The sequence below is a fragment of the Mesorhizobium shangrilense genome (genome assembly GCF_040537815.1).
GTDB lineage: Bacteria > Pseudomonadota > Alphaproteobacteria > Rhizobiales > Rhizobiaceae > Mesorhizobium > Mesorhizobium shangrilense.
This window is the reverse complement of record NZ_JBEWSZ010000006.1, coordinates 26,194-45,073: the sequence shown is the minus strand read 5'-3', so window position 1 is coordinate 45,073 and position 18,880 is coordinate 26,194. Positions and strand designations below refer to the sequence as shown.

Sequence of the window (18,880 nt, the reverse complement as noted above, 5' to 3'; positions counted from 1 at the left end):
CTACCTATCCTGCCGGCAAATCATACTCGCGAAAAGCGGTCGTGAGCATGTGCAGGGCCTCTCTCGCGTGAGGCGTCAAAGCATGCGAATGCAAGATGATCTCGGACGGGGGAATGGGTGGCAGGCCGAGTTTGCGGCCCACCTCGACCAGGCCGGGGGGAACGACACGGTAAGCAAGGGCCGAAACGGCGAAGCCGGCCGACACCGCGATGTTGACGGCCGCGCCGCCGCCGCCGACAAAAGCCTCGTTCCAGGCGATGCCCGCTTTGTCCAGCGCTTCGATCGCCCGCAGACGATCCGGGCAGTTGCATACCATGCTCAGAAGAGCGAGGCGCAACGGCGTGTCGGGTCGCCATTCGAAGGTCGGGGCGGCGAACCAGCCATAATGGGTGCGCGACAGGGTTTCGCCACGGCGGCCGCCATCTTCCCGGTGCACGATGACCGCATCGAGTTCGCCGCGATCGAACGCTTCTTCCAGCAAGGAGCTGGTATCGATCCTGACATTGAGCGCCAGTGAGGGATCATGGGCATGAAGCTGGGCTATCAGCGTGGATAGTTCCGGCCCCGCGACATGGTCGACAAAGCCGAGAGCAAGCCTGCACGACGCCGCCGAGAACTCCGTGAGGGCGCGTTCGTGGGAGGCCAGGAATTCGCGCGCCGCGGGGAGGAAAACGGCTCCCCGTGCCGACAGCGCCACGCGGCGTGGTGTTCGTTCGATCAACCGCGCGCCAAGCTTCTCTTCCAGGCGGCGCAGCTTGACGCTGATCGTGGCCTGGGTACTTCCCAGCGCGACCGCCGCACGGGTGAAGCTCTGCAGATCGGCCACCATCACGAAGATGCGTACAGCGTCGACATCGAGGCTCGTCATTTCGACTATTCCATTTTGTCATCTCTGAAATAGAGATGCATCGTCTTTTTTCATGGTCAAGGCTCGTCTATCTCATCTCGACCGCAGTTTGAAGAGCGCCACTTCCAGCCTCTCTGAATGCTCCCATAGAAAGTGATGGATATGTCGTTTCAAATTGACCGAAACACCGTTGCGCTTGCGGGCGTCTGCCTTGCCTCTCTGTTGTTTGGCCTCGAAATCTCCAGCGTGCCGGTCATCCTTCCGAAACTCGAAAGCGTGCTCGCCGCCGATTTCAGGGATCTGCAATGGATCATGAACGCCTACACCATTGCCTGCACCACGGTGTTGATGGCGACGGGGACACTGGCCGACCGTTTCGGCCGCAAACGCGTGATGGTGATCGCCACCATCTCGTTCGGCGTCACCTCCTTGCTGTGCGGCCTGGCACCCAGCGCTCCGCTTCTGATCGTCGCGCGCTTCCTGCAAGGTCTTGCGGGGGGCGCGATGTTTACCTGCAGCGTCGCCGTGCTGTCCCACCAGTTTCAAGACGGTCGTGACCGGAGCAAGGCTTTCGTGGCCTGGAGCGTAGTCTCGGGCATCGGGCTTGGTTTCGGTCCCGCCATTGGCGGGTTGATCGTAGCGCTGTCGAGCTGGGAGTGGGTGTTCCTCATCCATGTGCCGCTGGCGATCCTTGCCCTGGTCTTCATCGGCGCCGGCGTCACCGAATCGCGCGACGCCAACGCCCAGAAGCTCGATCGGGCCGGCATCCTGACGCTCTCCTTCGCGGTGTTCGGCTTCTCCTATCTGATCACGCAAGGGGCTGATCTTGGGGCCGGCGCCCGCATCGGCGTGACCATCGCGGCCGTGCTGGCCTTCATCGCGTTCCTCGTTGCCGAGAAGACCAGCCCCTATCCGATGTTCGATTTCTCTGTGTTCCGCATCCGCCAGTTTTCAGGAGCGATCATGGGCGGCATCGGCATGAATTTCAGCTACTGGCCGTTCATCATCTATCTGCCGATCTATTTCTCGGGCGTTCTCGGCTACGACAGCACGACGACCGGCCTGTTGCTGCTCGTCTACACGCTGCCCTTCATGCTGATGCCCGCGATCGCCGAGCGCATTCGTGCGCGCTACCAGGCGCGCGTCGCGATCCCACTGGGGTTGCTGACGCTGGGGATCGGCTTCATCGCCATGAGGATAGGCTCCGGGCTCGAGGGAGCCAACTGGCTGACCATGCTGCCCGGTACCCTGATCGCCGGCATCGGCATCGGCCTGACCAATTCGCCAACCACCAACACCACGACAGGCTCGGTGTCGGCTGACCGTGCCGGCATGGCCTCGGGCATCGACATCAGCGCGCGCCTGATCACGCTGGCGATCAACATCGCGGTGCTGGGCCTGCTGTTGACGCAGGGCATCGCTTCTTATCTGCGGACCGTTTTTGGCGCGGCCCTCGATGCGAATGAACTCAGCGCCCTGGCGGAAAGGATCGCCACCGGAAATCTCGCTGGCCTTTCGCAATATTCGCCCAGGCTCGCGACCCTCGATCCATCCGGCGCCATCGTGCATGCCGCTCTGGTCAACGGGTTTGGCTGGGTGATGCTCTATTGCGGGATCGGCGTTCTTGCCCTTGCCGTCATCAGCTTCATGATCTTCGGCGTCAGAGGCCGAGTCACCCCTGCCTTCGCGCCATGAACGCCAGCCGTTCGAACAGATGGACATCCTGTTCGTTCTTCAAGAGTGCGCCGTGCAGTTTGGGCAGCGCATTCTTGGGGTCGGCGCGCAAATCTTCCGGCGCGATGTCGTCGGCGACCAGCAGGCGTATCCAGTCGAGCGCCTCGGATGTCGATGGCTTCTTCTTCAGGCCGGGCACATCGCGGATCTCGTAGAACTGCGTCAGCGCCGCCCGCACCAGATTCTGCTTGATGCCGGGATAGTGGACATCGACAATTCTGTGCAGGGTCTCGACATCCGGGAAGCGGATGTAGTGGAAGAAGCAGCGGCGCAGGAAAGCGTCCGGCAGTTCCTTTTCGTTGTTGGAGGTGATGATGACGATCGGCCTGACCGCGGCGCGAATCGTCTCTCCGGTTTCGTAGACGAAGAACTCCATTCGATCGAGTTCCTGCAACAGGTCGTTGGGGAACTCGATGTCGGCCTTGTCGATCTCGTCGATCAGAAGCACGACCTTCCTGCCGGCTGCGAATGCCTCCCACAATTTGCCGCGCTTGATGTAATTGGCGATGTCGTTGAACCTGATATCGCCGAGCTGGCTGTCGCGCAGCCGCGAGACCGCGTCATATTCGTAGAGCCCTTGCTGTGCCCTGGTGGTCGATTTGACGTGCCATTCGATCAGATCGAGGCCCAGCGCGGCCGCCACTTGCCTGGCGAGCTCCGTCTTGCCGGTGCCAGGCTCACCCTTGACCAGCAAGGGCCGCTCCAGTGCGATCGCCGCGTTGACGGCCACCATCAGATCCTTGTCGGCGACATAGGCCGCCGTGCCTTCGAAACGCATTTTTGCTCCTCGGTTCGTTCCGGCGACCGTAAGGAGACGATTTGGCCTGCGCAAGGCGCCGCGGTGAAGCGGATGTGAAACCTCGCGGCGGAATCCTCGTTTCTATGTCAGGTCCATGCCGGACCCGGGGGCGGCAGCGGTGAAGCAAGGAACATTTGGCAAGATGGAGTTGCAAGTGGTGGTCGGGGTGCTGGCGGCGACGCCGGTGCTGGTCGGGTTCGAAGGCATCCTGTCGGGGCCGGACTTCCTGAATGTCACGGCTCCGTGGCCGGTCGACCTGGACAGCCATTTCCGCTTCCTGTCCGGCTTCTTCCTCGCCATCGGCATCGCCTGGTATACCTGCATTCCCGGCATAGAGACCAGGACCGAGCGGTTTCGGCTGCTTGCGGCCTGCACATTCGCCGGCGGGCTGGCGCGGCTTTTCTCGCTGCTCACCGCCGGTGAGCCGTCGGTTGGGCACATGGCCGGGCTTTGCGTCGAGTTGCTGGCGGTGCCGGCCCTGGTCTGGTGGCAGGGGCGCGTCGCGAATAAAGCCGCGGAGAATGCTCGGGCATCTGGTCTATAGGCTGCAACAGGCCTATATCAGGGGAGACGATCTGTGCTTCCCGGCAGGAGAACATTTTCCCCGGGGCCTTAATCATCCCTAGGGAGCTGTCCCTGGGAAGACCCGTGGGTTTTCTCATACGGCGCCCACCTACTTTGTAGGTTCCCGGGATCGCTCTCTCCACCGGTTGTGTGGATCGTCACTCAACGCGAAGGATCCACTCGCGCTTTGGTGGATCCTTCGGTGGAAAACGTCGCTTCCGCAACGCCATCGATATCCGACCTTTTCTACCGTGGCCGCATGACTTCTCCCAAAGAGCTGAAAAAACACCTTCGCAAGGAAGCACTCGGCCGCCGTGACGCGCTCGATGAATTCTGGCGGGTGGAAGCCGCGCTCGAAATGGCCGAAACGGCGCGTGATCGCCTCGGGATCGAATCCGGCCAGATCGTCTCCGGCTTCTGGCCGATGCGCTCGGAAGTCGACGTCAGGCCGCTGATGTTCGCCTTGCGCGAGCAAGGGGCAAGGCTCTGCCTGCCGGCTATCCTCGACAAGACAACCATCGTCTTTCGCGAACTGGTGCGGGGCGCGCCGATGGTCGAGATGGGCTTCGGCACGGTCGGCCCACATGAGGAAGCCGACGTGCTCGACCCCTCGGTGATGCTGATCCCGCTCGCCGCCTTCGATGCGCGCGGCCATCGCATCGGCTATGGCGCCGGCTATTACGACCGCGCGATAGCCAGGTTGATCGACAAGGGACAATCACCCAGGCTGGTTGGCATTGCCTTCGATTGCCAGGAGGTGGCGCTGGTGCCGGATGAGCCGCATGACGTGATCATTCAAGAAATACTGACCGAGAGCGGGTTGCGCCGGTTCGCGCCGGAACTGTAGATAGTTTTTTGGAACGCATGATCTTTGCCGAAAAGTCATGCAGCTTTTCGGGATCAGGCGTAGATGAGACTTCTCTTCCTCGGCGACATGGTCGGTAAAACGGGACGCACGGCGGTGTGGGAACAGCTGCCAGGCCTGATCTCCGACTTCAAACTCGACTTCGTCATCGTCAACGGCGAGAACGCCGCCGGCGGTTTCGGCATCACCGAGGATATCTTCCGCGAGACGATCGCGGCCGGTGCCGATGTCGTCACCACCGGCAACCATGTCTGGGATCAGCGCGACGCGCTGGGGTTCGCGCCGCGCGAGGAACGGTTCCTGCGTCCGTCCAATTTTCCCAAGGGTACACCTGGGCGAGGCTCCGGTGTCTACATCGCCAAAAACGGCGCGCGGGTGCTGGTCGCCAACATCATGGGGCGGGTGTTCATGCATCCCGAACTCGACGATCCCTTCCAGGCCGGCGAGCGCGAGCTCGCCGCCTGTCCGCTTGGCGAGCAGTCCGACGCGGTGATCATCGACTTCCATGCCGAGGCAACCTCGGAAAAAATGTGCTTCGCGCATTTCGTCGACGGCCGCGCCAGCCTCGTCATCGGCACCCATACGCACCAACCCACCGGCGACCATCAGATCCTCAACGGCGGCACCGGCTACATGTCGGACGCCGGCATGTGCGGTGACTACGATTCCTCGCTGGGCATGGACAAGGAGGAGCCGCTCAACCGTTTCCTGTCGAAAGTGCCGAAAGGGCGTTTCGAGGCGGCAACCGGACCGGCGACATTGTGCGGCGTCGGGGTCGATATTTCCGACCGCACGGGGCTGACGGAGAGGATCGCGCCGTTTCGTCGCGGCCCCCGGCTGGAAGAAACCGCACCTTCTTTCTGGTCATGACATTGATATAGGCGTGCGTAGTACCTAATTGCCGGCGACATCTGCTTCAGATCGTTACAAGAGGGGACGACGACCTCCATGCAGCTTATCGAATTTCTGGCGCCTTACTTTGCCTTTGTCCATGATCCGACCGCGTGGATTGCACTGCTGACGCTGGTGGTGCTGGAGATCGTGCTCGGCATCGACAATCTCATCTTCATCTCGATCCTGACTAACAAGTTGCCGGAGGGGCAGCGGGCACAGGCACGACGGCTCGGCATCTCGGCCGCGCTGATCATGCGGCTTGTGCTGCTGGCCACCATCTCGATCATCGTCCAGCTGACGGCGCCGGTGTTCAACGCCTTCGGCCACGGTTTCTCCTGGCGCGACCTGATCCTGATCGCCGGCGGCTTGTTCCTGGTGTGGAAGGCGACAAAGGAAATCCACCACACGGTCGATCCCGAGGATCATCAGGACACGATGCTGGGCGGGACGCTCAAGATCTCGCTCGCCGGCGCGATCTTCCAGATCCTGCTGCTCGACCTCGTCTTCTCGATTGATTCGATCATCACCGCTGTCGGCATGACCGACGAGATCGCCATCATGTACATCGCCGTCATCGTTGCGGTGAGCGTGATGATGCTGGCGGCCGGACCGCTGGCCGACTTCATCGCCAGGAACCCCAGCATCGTCATGCTGGCGCTGGGCTTCCTGCTGATGATCGGCATGACGCTGATCGCCGACGGCATGGGCTACCATGTGCCCAAGGGCCACATCTACGCGGCCATGGGTTTCTCGGCGCTGGTCGAGGGGCTCAACATGCTGGCGCGACGCCGGAAGAGGTCCGGCGGCGGGCATTGAGGCCGGTCGCGCCTACCAGGCGTCGGGTTCGCGCAGCATGTGGACGATGTTGGCTGGATTGGTGATCCAGCCACCTCGAAAACCCTCGCCCAAGTGCTCGATTGCATCACAGCGCACGACGCCAGCCTTGGCGAGGTGGTCAGCGGCGGCAGGAAAATCGCCTGTGAACAGCTCAAGCCAGACCTCGGCCTGGCTCATCATCGGCGCTTCGTCGATCCACAGGCGGTTGGGGCCGAGCTCGAAGCCGATGGCCGGTGCCTTGTCGGTGAATGGTTTCAGGCCGACGACATCGCGGTAGAAGGCGATCGTCGCCTCATACTGGTGCGGCGGTACCTTCATGGCGATGTTGATGCCGCCGGTGAATCTCGTGGTCATGCTGGCTCCTTTGTTGAATGTCAGATGTTGTTTTCGCTGGCGGGTTCGCCCTTCATCTCGCTGCGGTAGTAGCCGTCGCGCAGATTGATGCCGTATTCGACATAGGCCTTCATGCAGGCCAGCATCTGTGACCAGCCTTCGCAGTTGAGGTAGGATTTCTTCAGGCCGACCGCGCCTTCCTGCCAGCCGCTCTCGGCGATGGTGACGAAGGTGCCGCCGTCGTCCAGCGGCTCGAAATTCATCTCGATGCGGGTCTTGTAGGCCGGCTTGCCGTCGGCATCGGTGGCGTCCCAACGCAGCACGATGCGGCGGTCCTTCGTTACCTCATCGACCTCAACCGGCACCTTGCCCCACCAGACCACGCCAGCGCCTGCCACCAGCGGCGCACTGGCGCCGCCGATCGTGGTGAAATAGCCGCTGAGTTTCTTCGGATTGACGACGGCGTCGAAGACTTCGGCGACCGGTTTACCGATGCGTCCGGAAACACTGAATCCAAGAGACATATCCACAGCTCCTTGCTTGATCGATCCGACGACATGTTATAGAAATATAACATGTCGAGCCGATCGCAGGACGACAATGTTTTCAAGGCGCTGGCGCATCCGCGCCGGCGTGAGTTGCTGGATCAGCTGAAGGACACGCCGAAGACCACCGGCATGCTTTGCGATGCCTTTCCCGATATGGATCGCTGCACCGTGATGCTGCATCTCAAGGTGCTGGAGGAGGCTGATCTCGTCGTTCCCAGGCGGGAGGGCCGCGAGCGCTGGAACCATCTCAATGCGCTGCCGATCAAGCAGATCCACGATCGCTGGATCAGTCAGTATGCAGGCCATGCGCTCAGCATCATCGATCGGCTGAAATCCGAGCTCGAAGCGTGAGCGGCTGCTGCAGCCCGTATCGTGCGCCACGCATGCGGTGTGGCTGGACGAATTGAGCCGATTTATCTATAAGCCGGCCATTCCGACAGAGAACGCCGTGCTTCCGCGAGTTGCACCAGGGACGCTCTGAAATTTTGAATTCGAGCATTTTGGCGAAATGCCGGGCGATCCCGTCCGGTCGCTGGATGCTCTAGCCGAACACGACAGGGGTGCCATGGCTGGCCATTCACAGTTCAAGAACATCATGCACCGCAAGGGCCGTCAGGACGCCGTGCGGTCGAAAATGTTTTCCAAGCTGGCGCGCGAAATCACCGTTGCCGCCAAGAGCGGGACACCTGATCCATCGATGAACCCGCGCCTGCGCCTGGCCATCCAGAACGCCAAGGCCGTGTCGATGCCGAAAGACAACATCCAGCGTGCCGTCAACAAGGCCTCGATGGGCGATGCCGAAAACTATGAAGCCGTGCGCTACGAAGGCTATGGGCCGGGCGGCGTTGCCGTCATCGTCGAGGCGCTGACCGACAACCGCAACCGTTCGGCATCCAACGTGCGCGCCGCCTTCACAAAGGCTGGCGGGGCAATGGGCGAAACCGGCTCGGTGTCCTTCATGTGGGACCGTGTCGGCGAGATCTATTATCCGGCCTCCGCCGGCAGCGCCGACAAGGTCATGGAGGCGGCGATCGAGGCCGGCGCCGATGACGTCGAAACGGATGAGGAAGGCCACACCATCTATTGTGCCTTCGAGAATCTCGGTGAAGTGTCGAAGGCGCTGGAAGCCTCGCTCGGCGAAGCGGAATCGGTGAAGCTGATCTGGCAGCCGCAGAACAATGTTCCGGTCGATGAGGAACGGGCGCAGTCGCTGATGAAGCTGGTCGCGACACTCGAGGATGACGATGACGTGCAGAGCGTCTACGCCAATTTCGAAGTCGACGACGAGACCCTGGCCAAGCTCAGCGCGGCATGAGCGAACAGCCCCTGCCAACCGTCCGCATCACCTACTGCACGCAGTGCCAATGGCTGCTGCGTGCCGGCTGGATGGCGCAGGAATTGCTGTCGACCTTCGGCACCGATCTGGGCGCGGTCACGCTGGTGCCGGGCACGGGCGGGATCTTCACCATCAGCTGCAACGACACGCTGGTCTGGGACCGCAAGCGCGACGGCGGCTTTCCCGAAGCCGCGAAGCTCAAGCAATTGGTCCGCGATGTCATTGATCCGGACCGCGACCTCGGTCACTCCGACAGGGGACACAAGGCCAAGGACCCCGCCTGACGCGGAGCCCTTGCCTCGAACTTCCGCTCATCGCCATGCGGTGATGAAGCAGGCCAGCGCGGCGATGCCGGTGATGGCACGGACATGGTTCCACATCACCCATTCATCCAGATATCGCGACCACAGGCTGGCGCCGTTGGCGCTTGCCGGATCGACGGCGGCCAACGCGTCGTTTAGCGGTACGTTGAAGACGATCGTCACCAGCACGATGCCGACCAGATAGATCAGGCTGCCGGCAACCAGCCACAGTGAACCCGAATGGCTCCAGCCCATCGCCGCGCCGATGCCGACAACGAGGCACACAAGTGCCGTGCCGAACAAAGCCGTCATGAACAGCGGCGTGACCGCGGTGACGTTGATCGAGTTCATCGCCGCGATGCCGCCTGCGGCCGGCATGCGGGCAAGGCCCGGCATGACGAAGCTGGAAAAGGCAAAGAAGACGCCGGCGACGACACCCGAGCCGAGTGCTGCGACGAAGGTGAGGGCGGGCAGAAATTTCGGGATCATCTCATTTGCTCCACACGCCGGTCGCGGCGGTTTCGTTTGCGTAGGCGGTAAAGTCCTTGGGGGAGCGGCCAAGCACGCGCTGGACACCGTCCGTCAGATGGGAATTGCGGCCATCCAGAACTTCGGTGAAAAGCTCGTTGAGCAGGCCGACGATTTCGGCAGGCACGTGCTGTTCCCGCAGCATGACGTCAAAGGCGGCATGGGAAATCTGGGCGTATCGGATCTCGCGACCGGCGGCCCTGGCAATCTCGGCGCTAGCTTCGGCGAAGGTCAGCAATCGCGGCCCGGTCAGTTCGTAAAGCTGGTTCTCGTGCCCGAGTTGGGTCAGCGCCGCCACGGCGGCGTCGGCGATGTCGTCGGCGTCGACAAAAGGCTCTCCAACGGCGCCGACCGGCAGCGCCACCTCACCGTCGAGCAGCGGATCAAGAAGGAAGCTCTCAGAAAAATTCTGGGCAAACCATGCACAGCGCAGGATGGTCCAGACGGCTCCGGATGCCTTGACCATCTCTTCGGCGCGTTGCGCTTCCGGTTCGCCACGGCCCGACAGCAGCACCTGCCGGTGCACGCCCCTTGTCGCGGCGAGAGAGGCGAATTCCCCCACCGTTTCGGCCGCGCCCGGCACAGCGATATCCGGATAGTAGCTGATGTACACGGCACCCACGCCATCCAAAGCCGGTTCCCAGGTCGCGGTGTTCTCCCAGTCGAAGGCGGGTGTGGCGGAGCGCGAGCCGAGCCGTACCGGCAGGTTGCGTGCGGCGAGGCGCTCGGCGAGGCGGCGGCCGGTCTTGCCGGTGCCGCCGAGGATCAGGATCGGTTTCGATGCTGTGTCGTTCATGGTGGTTTTCCTCTCAAAATATGAATAATACTCACATTTGCTAAACGTGATAAATCCTCGTATTTTGAGAGTCAAGCCGGGCTGCCGGCAAATGTGTCGGGAGACGGTCATGGAAGGCAGTGCGCTATCGGGCTCGCAGGATGGACAGGTCGCATCGCCGCGCCGGACACCGAGCCAGCAACGCAGCCGCGAGCGGGTCGAACGCATGCTCGCGGCGGCCTCAGTGCTGATCGCCGAGCAAGGCAGCGATGCCATGCGCATGGGCGAGGTGGCTGAAAGGGCCGGCGTGTCGATCGGCTCGCTCTACCAGTTCTTCCCGGACAAAAGGGCGATCGTCTGGGCATTGGCTGAGCGGTACACGGCGGAAAGCCAGGCCTGCATCGCGGCCGCGCTGGCTGACGTCACTGATGCCGAAGGCCTGCGGCGGGCATTTTCAGAGTTGGTGGATATCTATTACCGGCTGTTCCTGGCGGAGCCGGTGATGCGTGACATCTGGTCGGGGACGCAGGCCGACAATGCGCTGCGCGAACTCGAACTGGCCGATAGCCGTGCCAGCGGCGCGTTCCTGGCTGCTGTATTGAAACGGCTGCGTCCGCAAGACGATTCGGCTGCGCTCGAGGCGAAGGCCTTCCTGGTCTGGCAACTCGGCGAAACGGCGGTGCGTCTCGCGGTCGCGGTCGGGCGCACCGAGGGCGACGGGTTCGTCGAGACCTACAAGCGCATGGCGCTGCGGGAGTTGCTTGACGAGTAAAGCCATTCGACGGCAAGCTACCGCCAGTGTTCCAAATCGAATCCCAGGCAACAAAAAACCCGCCTCAAGGGCGGGTTTTTGATTCTCTGAAAACTTATGCGGCTTAGATGCCGAAGCCTTCGAAACGCTTCTTGAACTTCGACAGGCGACCACCGCGGTCGAGCAGGGTCTGCTGGCCGCCGGTCCAGGCCGGGTGCGTGGTCGGGTCGATATCGAGGTTCATCGTATCGCCTTCCTTGCCCCAGGTCGAACGGGTCATGTATTCGGTGCCGTCGGTCATGACGATCTTGATGGTGTGGTAATCGGGATGGATGTCGGTCTTCATCGCTCTGTTCCTGGCTTGCCGGCGCCGCTGACGGGCAAATTGCCTGCGTCGATGCGCCCCTTTTTAAAACTCGAAGCCGCAGCTATTGAGGAGCCACGGCTTCTAAAACGGTCGGCGAGCCTATACATCAGCCGGAATTGAATCACAAGGCCGCGGCAAGCGCATATTGAAGCGCATACCCTGAAGCGGCTGGAGGAAACACTGGGATGGCGCAAATCAGCAGCGCAGATGAGCGCCGGCGCTCGCTCAAGCCGCTCAGGCGCCTGTTCCCCTATATCACGCGCTATCGCACGCTTGTCATCGGCGCCATCATCTCGCTGGTCATCGCCGCGGCAACGACACTGACGCTGCCGTTGGCGGTACGACGCATGATCGATCATGGTTTCTCGTCGTCCAGCACAACCTTCATCGCCGAATATTTCGCCGCCTTGGTGGCGATGGCGGCCGTGTTGGCGGCGGCATCGGCCGGCCGTTATTATTTCGTCATCACGCTCGGCGAGCGCGTCGTGGCCGATATCAGGCGCGATGTCTTTACCCATGTGACGACGCTGTCGCCGGCCTTCTTCGATACCGCCCAGTCGGGCGAAATCGTGTCGCGGCTCGCGGCCGACACCACGCAGGTCAAGTCGGCGGTAGGCGCCACGGCTTCGGTCGCGCTGCGCAATGTGATCCTTGGCCTCGGTGCGTTGGGGATGATGGTTGTCACCAGCCCCAAACTGTCCGGCCTGGTCATTGCAGCCATTCCGGTCATCGTGCTGCCGCTGGTCGCCTTCGGCCGTTCGGTGCGGCGAAAGTCGAGGCAAGCGCAGGATACGCTGGCTGATGCCACGGCCTATGCCAGTGAGCAGATCGGCGCGGTGCGCACGCTGCAGGCATTCACCAACGAGAAGCTGGTGACGGGGAAGTTCGCGGGCGCGGTGGAAGCCGCCTTCCAGGCGGCGCGTTCCTCGATCTTCGCGCGTTCCTTCCTCACCTTCTTCGCCATCTTCACCATCTTCTCCTCGGTGGTGGCGGTGCTGTGGTTCGGCTCGCGCGACGTGCTCGAAGGCACGCTGTCGCCGGGCACGCTCGGCCAGTTCCTGCTCTATTCGGTGTTCGCTGCCGGTGCGCTTGGCGCGTTGTCGGAAGTCTGGGGCGAAATGGCGCAGGCAGCGGGCGCCGCCGAGCGGCTGACCGAGATCCTGGCGGAAAAGCCGGCGATCCAGCCGCCCGCCGATCCAAAACCGCTGCCGGCCGTGGTCAAGGGGGCGATCAGCTTTGACGATGTCTCCTTCTCCTATCCGGCCAGACCCGACCGCGCCGCTGTCCACGGCCTGAGTTTTTCGGTCAAGCCCGGCGAGACGGTGGCGATCGTCGGCCCTTCCGGCGCCGGCAAGAGCACTGTCTTTTCGCTGATCCTGCGCTTCTATGACCTGGAAACCGGAAAGATCATGATCGACGGCGTCGACGTGCGCGATGCCGATCCGGTTGCAGTCAGGGAGCGTATCGCCATCGTGCCGCAGGATGTCACCATCTTTGCCGCAACCGCGCGCGACAATATTGGCTTTGGCCGGCCGGGCGCCAGCGAGGCCGAGATCGAGGCGGCGGCCAAGGACGCGCTTGCCGACGAATTCATCCTGAAGCTCGAACACGGCTATGACAGCCAGGTTGGCGAGCGCGGCGTGACACTATCCGGCGGCCAGCGCCAGCGTGTGGCGATCGCCCGCGCCATCCTGCGCGATGCGCCGATCCTGCTGCTCGACGAAGCGACTTCGGCGCTCGATGCCGAAAGCGAGACGCTGGTGCAGACGGCGCTGGAACGGCTGATGCAGGGCCGCACGACCATCGTCATCGCGCACCGGCTGGCGACGGTGCTCAAGGCTGACCGCATACTGGTCATGGATGGCGGCCGCATCGTCGAGGAAGGCACGCATCAGAGCCTCGTCGCCAGGGGCGGCATCTATGCGCGGCTGGCCAAACTGCAGTTCGAAACCGGTGCGAGTGCCTTCAGGGGTGCGGCGGAGTAGTGCGCCGCAACCGTGGTTCGGCTCACGCGAGATAACCGCCGTCGATGGTGAGGCTTGAACCGGTGATGAAGCTTGATTCCGGTCCGGCAAGATAAGCGACCAGTCCGGCGATCTCGCGATCTTCGCCGAGGCGTCCAAGCGCTATCAGCGAGCGGACCTTGTCCGCAACCGATGCATCGGCTGGCGTCATATCGGTGGCGGTTGGCCCCGGCTGGACGTTGTTGACGGTGATGCCACGCGGGCCAAGGTCGCGGGCGAGACCACGGGTCAGCCCGGCAATCGCGGACTTGGTCATCGAATAGATCGACGAACCCGGAAACCCCGTACGATCGGCAACGACGCTGCCAATGGTGATGACGCGGCCACCGTCACCCATGAATTTCACGGCAACCTGTGCCGCGAAGAATACGGCGCGCACGTTGATCGCGACCATCCTGTCGAAGTCCGCGACCGAAACATCGTCGACCATTCCGTGAATCAGGATGCCGGCGTTGTTTACAAGAATGTCGAGCCTGCCGAACTTTTCGACGGTTTTTTCGACAGCCTGCCGGATCGCTTCGGGGTCGGCGCTGTCGGCCTTGATGGCCAGCGGCTGCCCTTCGGGAGTGGCTAGCGATTTAACAAGCTCGGCAGCCTTTGCATCCGAGCTGACATAGGTGAAAGCCACAATCGCGCCATCGGCATGAAGCCGACGCACGATGGCGGCGCCGATACCGCGCGAGCCGCCAGCAACCAGTGCTACCTTGCCGGAGAGGGATCTTGTCATGGTTTTCTTTCTTGTTCTGGACCAATTAGTCTATAATTTGGCAAACTGAATAGCCGAAACCGTCTCGTAAATCCTGCTAGCGCAAGCTGCGGATGGCCATTTGCACGATGCCGCGCAACGTTTGTGATGAAGCGCCGCCTCGCGCGGATACCTTGATGCCGGAGAGGGTGGCGGCGATGAATTGCGCGGCGGCGTGAGCATCCAGTTGCGCGTCGGCCTCGCCGGCCGCCTTGGCCTGAGCGATCAGGCGTTCGAGCGCCGACAGCAACGTTCTGCCCGCCGCCTCGCCCAGCAGGACGACGTCTCGGTCCGAAACGCCGAATTCGCAGATTGCGCTGACCCCAAGGCAGCCGACTCCGCCTTGCGGGAGGGGTCTGGCTGCAAGCGCAACCATCGCGGATTCCAGCCCCGTCAGGGGTGAGGATGACGCGCTCATAGTTCCGATCAGCTCGGAGACGCTGTCGGCATTGTAGCGCTGCAAGGCTTCAAGATAGAGCCGCCGCTTGTCGCCAAACGTATCATACAGGCTTTGACGACTGATCCGCATCGCTCTCAGCAGCTCATCTGTCGAAGTCCCTTCGTAGCCATGGTTCGAAAAGACGCCGATGGCCTCTCTAAGGGCGATTTCGCGGTCGAATTCCTTGGGGCGTGCCATGGCACTGATCTAGGAATTATGGACTGATTTGTCCAGAATTATTTTGACCGAATCAGCGGTTGGAAAACCATCCCGGATGGCTAAGCAGCCCCGTAGCGCTGCTTCAGATGGCTGGTGAAATGCGCGGCGTTCAGTTTCTCGCCGGTGGCGCGTTCGAGCAGGTCCGGCGTCGACCAGCGCGACCCTTGCGACCAGATCTTTTCGCGCCGCCAGTCGTTGATTGCCGTGAAATCGCCCTTGGCGAGGTCTCGGTCAGCGGCTGGATTCTGCTTGGTCAGCGCTGCCCATTGCTGCGCCGCCATCATCGCGCCCAGCGTGTAGGACGGGAAATAGCCGAAGGCGGCACCCGGCCAATGCACGTCCTGCATCGGACCGTCGGCGGGGTTGTCGATGGTGGAGAGGCCGAGATACTCGCGCATCTTGGCGTCCCACGCCTCGGGCAGTTCGGCGACGTCCAGCCTGCCAGAGACAAGGTCCTGTTCCAGTTCGTAGCGCAGGATCACATGCAGCGGATAGGTGACCTCGTCGGCATCGACACGGATCAGGCCACGCTCGACCCGATGCACATGCGGCAGGATGTCGTCGATGGACCAGGTTTCGCCGAGCTGCTTTTCGACGACCGGCAACGCCCAGTGCCAGAAGGCCGGATTGCGGCCGAGCTGTTTTTCCACGAACAGGCTTTGGCTTTCATGCATGGCCATGCCGCGCGCCTTGCCGAGCGGCCAGTGGGCCCAGGCCTTCGGCAGGTTCTGCTCATACAGTGCATGGCCGGTTTCGTGCAGAACACCCATCAGCGCCGAGAGGAAATCGGTCGTTTTGTAGCGGGTGGTGATGCGCACATCGGTTGGCACGCCGCCGCAGAAGGGATGATGCGATACGGACAGCGAGCCATGCGTGAGATCGAAACCGACCGCGGCCATCATGGCCAGGCCAAGCTCGCGCTGCTTGTCGATCGCGTAAGTGCCTGAAAGCGGCTTCAGCGGGCGCTTTGCCAGGCGCTCTTCCTGCTCGGCCAAGGCTTCCGGCACGAAGTCTTTCAGAAAAGCCTTCAGGTCGGCGAAGACGGGGGTGATGTCGGCGGTGCGATTGCCGGGGTCGTACTGCTCCATCAACGCGTCATAGGGATCGAGGCCGAGCACGTCGGCGCGCAGGGCTGCTTCTTCGCGCACCAGCGAAACGATGCCTTCCAGCGCCGGGCGGAAACTCGCCCAATCGTTCTTCGCGCGCAGGTCGCGCCAAAGCTGTTCGCAGCGCATGCGCGCCGTGGTCTGGCGCTCGACGAACTCGACCGGCAGGCAGGTCAGGTTGGTATACTGCCGGCGCAGCTCGGCAACCGCCGCCTTCTGTTCCTCGTTCAACGCCTCGTCTTCGGCCGCCGCGAGCCAGTCCGCGATCTCCGGCGCGGTCGCGCGGGCGTGCTGCATGCCGGCAAGGGCCGACATGGCCTCAGCGCGCTTTTCCCCGCCGCCGACGGCCATGTGCGTGGCTTCGTCCGCGCCGAGAATGGAAAGCGCATGCTCCAGCGCTTCGAGCTTGTGGCCGAGATCATCGAGTTTCTGAAAGGACATGGCTGGTTCCGCTGACTATGGACGGCGGGAAAAGATACCAATGCGCGGTCGATGGCAAGCCATGCAGTCATGGCTTGCGGCGGTACCTCGATCGCTGCCCGCCCCGCCCGGTGGAATGCTGCTTGCGCAGGCGAGGACCTGCGTGGAATGCTGGCTGTCGGTGTAGGCGCGCCCTGGAGGGGAGAGAAGATGATCGGCAGCATTCTGGTCGGGCTGGTGGCCCTGATCCATCTCTACATCGTCTATCTGGAGATGGTGCTGTGGGACACGCCGCGTGGCCACAAGACGTTCAGGCTGACGCCGGAATTTGCCGGCGCCTCGAAGGTGCTGGCCGCCAATCAGGGGCTCTACAATGGTTTTCTCGCCGCCGGGCTGATCTGGGGCCTGTATCTCGGTGCGGCCGGTTTCCAGATCAAGGTGTTCTTCCTTGCCTGCGTGGCCATTGCCGGCCTCTACGGCGCGGCGACGGTGGGCAGGAAAATCCTCTACATCCAGACTGTGCCGGCTGTCCTTGCCTTGATCGCGGTCTGGCTGGGCTGGTGAAAAAAGGCGCCAGCAGGACGAAATGTCCCGAGGGCGCCAGTTGGTCCCTTCCTGAATTAGAGCGGTTCGTCGTTTCACGGAAACGAAGAACCGCTCTATCTCTTTGTTTGACGCAATTCCGGACGGAAAACCGCTTCACACTTTTCCTGAAATTGCTCTATTCGCCATCAGCCGTTCGGGTAGTTCCCGCCATCGGAGCCGTCGCCCATGTTGAAGCCGCTGCCGGTGTCGATCATGAGCCGCTGGTCGAGATGGTCGACGCGGCGCAGGAGCTGATGATATTGCGCTGAAGGTATCCGACCATTGTCCGAGGCCGCCGTCCTTTCAGCAACCCTGCTGATGTCGGCGGCACGCATCTGCAGGCTGTGCGCCTCGGCTGGCGTGATCAGCTTCTGCTGCTCGGCGTCCTTGATGCCGCTATCGATGCCTTGCAGCTGGCCAATAATGCCATCGACACGTGGGCCGTTGAACACGATCGGGGCGGTCTCATCGAGGGCACCCTTGTGGTGGCCCGCCGCATAGGCGCCGGCAAACGGAATGGCGACGAGGAACGCAGCGACAGTTGCAGTCTTGAGCGAGGTCTTGGACGTGAAAGAGCGCATGGCTGCGTCTCCCTTGATTGTGGAAGGCGGCGGTTGCTCCCGTTGCCTCCCGGCCGCGGGCCGTCCGGTTCCGTCGCGTCGCGATGATGGGAGCCATCGCCGGCGGTTCTCGGCCCAAGGGGAAGCTAGGACCACTCCGCAACGATGTGTAATTAAAAAAAGATAATGTTTTCAGGTCTTGCCGATCGTGATCTGCGCCCTAGGGTTGCGTTGACGAACAAATTCGCGTGATATCGCGGGATGATGGATCAACGTTCGGTGAGCTTCAGTTCAATACGGCGGTTCTTGTTGCGCGCCTCGTCGGTGTCGGCGGGATCGAGCGGCTGGAACTCGCCGAAGCCGGCGGCGACCAGCCGGTTGGCCGGCACGCCGTTTTCGATCAGGAACTTCACCACGGAGGTCGATCGCGCCGTCGACAATTCCCAGTTGTCGCGGTAGCGGCCGGTGCCCGACAGCGGCTTGTTGTCGGTATGGCCATCGACGCGCAGCACCCAGTTGATCTCCGGCGGGATCTCTTTCTGCAGCTCGATGATGGCGTCGGCGAGCTTCTTCATCTCGACCTTGCCCGCGTCGTTGATCACTTCGGAGCCGGTCGGGAACAGCACTTCGGACTGGAAGACGAAACGGTCGCCGACAATGCGGATGTTTTCGCGATCGGCGAGGATTTCGCGCAGGCGGCCGAAGAAATCGGAGCGGTAGCGGTTCAATTCCTGCACGCGCTGCGCCAGCGCGACGTTGAGGCGGCGGCCGAGATCGGCAATCTTGGTGTTGGAATCGCGGTCGCGCGTTTCGGAGACGTTGAGCGCATCCTCGAGCGCGCCGATCTGCTTGCGCAGCGCCGAGATCTGCTGGTTGAGGATCTCGACCTGGCTCAGCGCCTGCTGGCTGATCTGGCGCTGGCTGTCGAGTTCGCCCGTCAGCGCGGTGGCGCGCTGGTTGGCCGCGTCACCGGCGCCGGCACCCTGCGACAGCAGCTGTTCGAGCCGGCTTTTTTCCGCTTCGGCCGCCGACAGCGATGCCTGCATGTTGGCAAGCGAATCTTCCTTGTCCTGCGCCGTCGAGCGCTCCAGCGCCAGAAGCTGGGTCAGTTCGTTGATCTGCGAGTTGAGGCGGTTGAGCACCGTGTCCTTGCCGGAGATTTCGCGGCCGAGCAGGAACTGCGCCAGCACGAAGACGGTGAGCAGGAACATGATCGCCAGGAGCAGCGTCGACAGCGCGTCGACGAAGCCTGGCCAGTAGTCGATGCGGCGATCGGTACGCCGGCCACGTGCCAAGGCCACG

Annotated in this window: 23 protein-coding genes and 1 other RNA gene; 12 read left to right on the top strand and 12 right to left on the bottom strand. The window is 62.4% G+C overall.

Features of this window, described 5'->3' with window-relative positions:
* Positions 1 to 4 precede the first annotated feature (4 nt).
* The gene (locus ABVQ20_RS33735; RefSeq protein WP_354464149.1) at positions 5 to 868 is read right to left on the bottom strand and encodes a LysR family transcriptional regulator; all 864 of its coding nucleotides are present in this window, start codon (positions 866 to 868) and stop codon (positions 5 to 7) included.
* 141 nt (positions 869 to 1,009) lie between these two features.
* Here ABVQ20_RS33735 and ABVQ20_RS33730 point away from each other — a divergent pair, with 141 nt between their 5' ends.
* Positions 1,010 to 2,542 carry an MFS transporter gene (locus ABVQ20_RS33730; protein ID WP_354464148.1) on the top strand — a complete coding sequence of 511 codons (1,533 nt, stop codon included), beginning with the start codon at positions 1,010 to 1,012 and terminating at the stop codon, positions 2,540 to 2,542.
* Here the strand turns inward: ABVQ20_RS33730 and ABVQ20_RS33725 are convergent.
* Positions 2,520 to 3,359, bottom strand: a complete 840-nt coding sequence (locus tag ABVQ20_RS33725; RefSeq protein ID WP_354464147.1) for an AAA family ATPase — start codon at positions 3,357 to 3,359, stop codon at positions 2,520 to 2,522. The two genes, ABVQ20_RS33730 and ABVQ20_RS33725, sit on opposite strands and share 23 nt — an antisense overlap.
* 139 nt (positions 3,360 to 3,498) lie before the next feature.
* Here ABVQ20_RS33725 and ABVQ20_RS33720 point away from each other — a divergent pair, with 139 nt between their 5' ends.
* The 5 genes from ABVQ20_RS33720 to ABVQ20_RS33700 all read left to right on the top strand — a co-directional run bounded on the left by ABVQ20_RS33720 (position 3,499) and on the right by ABVQ20_RS33700 (position 6,519).
* Complete coding sequence (locus tag ABVQ20_RS33720) at positions 3,499 to 3,924, top strand: DUF4345 domain-containing protein (RefSeq protein ID WP_354464146.1); 426 nt, start codon at positions 3,499 to 3,501, stop codon at positions 3,922 to 3,924.
* Between the two features lie 25 nt (positions 3,925 to 3,949).
* Positions 3,950 to 4,105, top strand: a non-coding RNA gene (gene ssrS, locus ABVQ20_RS33715) — 6S RNA.
* A gap of 98 nt (positions 4,106 to 4,203) precedes the next feature.
* On the top strand, positions 4,204 to 4,791 hold the full coding sequence (locus ABVQ20_RS33710) for a 5-formyltetrahydrofolate cyclo-ligase (RefSeq protein WP_354464145.1): 588 nt from the start codon (positions 4,204 to 4,206) through the stop codon (positions 4,789 to 4,791).
* 63 nt (positions 4,792 to 4,854) lie between these two features.
* Positions 4,855 to 5,679, top strand: coding sequence for a TIGR00282 family metallophosphoesterase (locus ABVQ20_RS33705; RefSeq protein ID WP_227344717.1), 825 nt, complete (start codon positions 4,855 to 4,857; stop codon positions 5,677 to 5,679).
* Between the two features lie 78 nt (positions 5,680 to 5,757).
* Positions 5,758 to 6,519: a TerC family protein gene (locus ABVQ20_RS33700; protein WP_354464144.1), complete on the top strand. Its 762-nt coding sequence runs from the start codon at positions 5,758 to 5,760 to the stop codon at positions 6,517 to 6,519.
* A 12-nt stretch (positions 6,520 to 6,531) separates the two neighbouring features.
* On the opposite strand, the gene ABVQ20_RS33695 is transcribed toward ABVQ20_RS33700, so the two are convergent.
* Together ABVQ20_RS33695 and ABVQ20_RS33690 are read right to left on the bottom strand one after the other, a co-directional pair.
* Positions 6,532 to 6,894 (bottom strand): VOC family protein, encoded by a 363-nt coding sequence (locus ABVQ20_RS33695; RefSeq protein ID WP_354464143.1) that lies wholly within the window; start codon positions 6,892 to 6,894, stop codon positions 6,532 to 6,534.
* A 20-nt stretch (positions 6,895 to 6,914) separates the two neighbouring features.
* A complete protein-coding gene (locus ABVQ20_RS33690; RefSeq protein WP_354464142.1) occupies positions 6,915 to 7,397 on the bottom strand; it encodes an SRPBCC domain-containing protein in 483 nt (160 codons plus the stop codon).
* Positions 7,398 to 7,448: 51 nt separating this feature from the next.
* Between ABVQ20_RS33690 and ABVQ20_RS33685 the strand changes: the two genes are divergently transcribed.
* From ABVQ20_RS33685 to ABVQ20_RS33675, 3 genes are all read left to right on the top strand, one after another.
* On the top strand, positions 7,449 to 7,772 hold the full coding sequence (locus ABVQ20_RS33685; protein ID WP_354464141.1) for an ArsR/SmtB family transcription factor: 324 nt from the start codon (positions 7,449 to 7,451) through the stop codon (positions 7,770 to 7,772).
* A 214-nt stretch (positions 7,773 to 7,986) separates the two neighbouring features.
* The gene (locus ABVQ20_RS33680) at positions 7,987 to 8,736 is read left to right on the top strand and encodes a YebC/PmpR family DNA-binding transcriptional regulator (protein WP_115140860.1); all 750 of its coding nucleotides are present in this window, start codon (positions 7,987 to 7,989) and stop codon (positions 8,734 to 8,736) included.
* A complete protein-coding gene (locus ABVQ20_RS33675; RefSeq protein ID WP_354464140.1) occupies positions 8,733 to 9,041 on the top strand; it encodes an Rdx family protein in 309 nt (102 codons plus the stop codon). Before ABVQ20_RS33680 ends, ABVQ20_RS33675 begins: the two co-directional genes overlap by 4 nt.
* 27 nt (positions 9,042 to 9,068) lie before the next feature.
* Here ABVQ20_RS33675 and ABVQ20_RS33670 read toward each other — a convergent pair whose 3' ends face one another.
* Both ABVQ20_RS33670 and ABVQ20_RS33665 read right to left on the bottom strand, forming a co-directional pair.
* Positions 9,069 to 9,548 carry an anthrone oxygenase family protein gene (locus ABVQ20_RS33670; protein ID WP_354464139.1) on the bottom strand — a complete coding sequence of 160 codons (480 nt, stop codon included), beginning with the start codon at positions 9,546 to 9,548 and terminating at the stop codon, positions 9,069 to 9,071.
* 1 nt (position 9,549) lies between these two features.
* Positions 9,550 to 10,383, bottom strand: a complete 834-nt coding sequence (locus ABVQ20_RS33665; protein WP_354464138.1) for an NAD(P)H-binding protein — start codon at positions 10,381 to 10,383, stop codon at positions 9,550 to 9,552.
* Between the two features lie 109 nt (positions 10,384 to 10,492).
* Between ABVQ20_RS33665 and ABVQ20_RS33660 the strand changes: the two genes are divergently transcribed.
* Positions 10,493 to 11,134, top strand: coding sequence for a TetR/AcrR family transcriptional regulator (locus ABVQ20_RS33660; protein ID WP_354464137.1), 642 nt, complete (start codon positions 10,493 to 10,495; stop codon positions 11,132 to 11,134).
* Positions 11,135 to 11,237: 103 nt separating this feature from the next.
* Here the strand turns inward: ABVQ20_RS33660 and rpmE are convergent, their stop codons facing one another.
* The gene (rpmE, locus tag ABVQ20_RS33655) at positions 11,238 to 11,459 is read right to left on the bottom strand and encodes a 50S ribosomal protein L31 (RefSeq protein ID WP_354464136.1); all 222 of its coding nucleotides are present in this window, start codon (positions 11,457 to 11,459) and stop codon (positions 11,238 to 11,240) included.
* A 206-nt stretch (positions 11,460 to 11,665) separates the two neighbouring features.
* Between rpmE and ABVQ20_RS33650 the strand changes: the two genes are divergently transcribed.
* A complete protein-coding gene (locus ABVQ20_RS33650) occupies positions 11,666 to 13,465 on the top strand; it encodes an ABC transporter transmembrane domain-containing protein (RefSeq protein WP_354464135.1) in 1,800 nt (599 codons plus the stop codon).
* A 22-nt stretch (positions 13,466 to 13,487) separates the two neighbouring features.
* Here ABVQ20_RS33650 and ABVQ20_RS33645 read toward each other — a convergent pair whose 3' ends face one another.
* The 3 genes from ABVQ20_RS33645 to ABVQ20_RS33635 all read right to left on the bottom strand — a co-directional run bounded on the left by ABVQ20_RS33645 (position 13,488) and on the right by ABVQ20_RS33635 (position 16,454).
* The gene (locus ABVQ20_RS33645) at positions 13,488 to 14,231 is read right to left on the bottom strand and encodes a 3-oxoacyl-ACP reductase family protein (RefSeq protein WP_354464134.1); all 744 of its coding nucleotides are present in this window, start codon (positions 14,229 to 14,231) and stop codon (positions 13,488 to 13,490) included.
* A gap of 76 nt (positions 14,232 to 14,307) precedes the next feature.
* Entirely contained in the window at positions 14,308 to 14,886 is a 579-nt protein-coding gene (locus ABVQ20_RS33640) for a TetR/AcrR family transcriptional regulator (RefSeq protein WP_354464133.1), read from the bottom strand.
* Positions 14,887 to 14,966: 80 nt separating this feature from the next.
* Positions 14,967 to 16,454, bottom strand: coding sequence for a carboxypeptidase M32 (locus ABVQ20_RS33635; protein ID WP_354464132.1), 1,488 nt, complete (start codon positions 16,452 to 16,454; stop codon positions 14,967 to 14,969).
* Positions 16,455 to 16,643: 189 nt separating this feature from the next.
* On the opposite strand from ABVQ20_RS33635, the gene ABVQ20_RS33630 reads away from it, so the two are divergent.
* A complete protein-coding gene (locus ABVQ20_RS33630) occupies positions 16,644 to 16,997 on the top strand; it encodes a DUF1304 domain-containing protein (RefSeq protein ID WP_354464131.1) in 354 nt (117 codons plus the stop codon).
* Positions 16,998 to 17,164: 167 nt separating this feature from the next.
* Here the strand turns inward: ABVQ20_RS33630 and ABVQ20_RS33625 are convergent, their stop codons facing one another.
* Together ABVQ20_RS33625 and ABVQ20_RS33620 are read right to left on the bottom strand one after the other, a co-directional pair.
* Positions 17,165 to 17,599 (bottom strand): hypothetical protein, encoded by a 435-nt coding sequence (locus ABVQ20_RS33625; protein WP_354464130.1) that lies wholly within the window; start codon positions 17,597 to 17,599, stop codon positions 17,165 to 17,167.
* 248 nt (positions 17,600 to 17,847) lie between these two features.
* The gene (locus ABVQ20_RS33620) at positions 17,848 to 18,879 is read right to left on the bottom strand and encodes a peptidoglycan -binding protein (protein WP_354464129.1); all 1,032 of its coding nucleotides are present in this window, start codon (positions 18,877 to 18,879) and stop codon (positions 17,848 to 17,850) included.
* Between the last annotated feature and the right edge of the window lies 1 nt (position 18,880).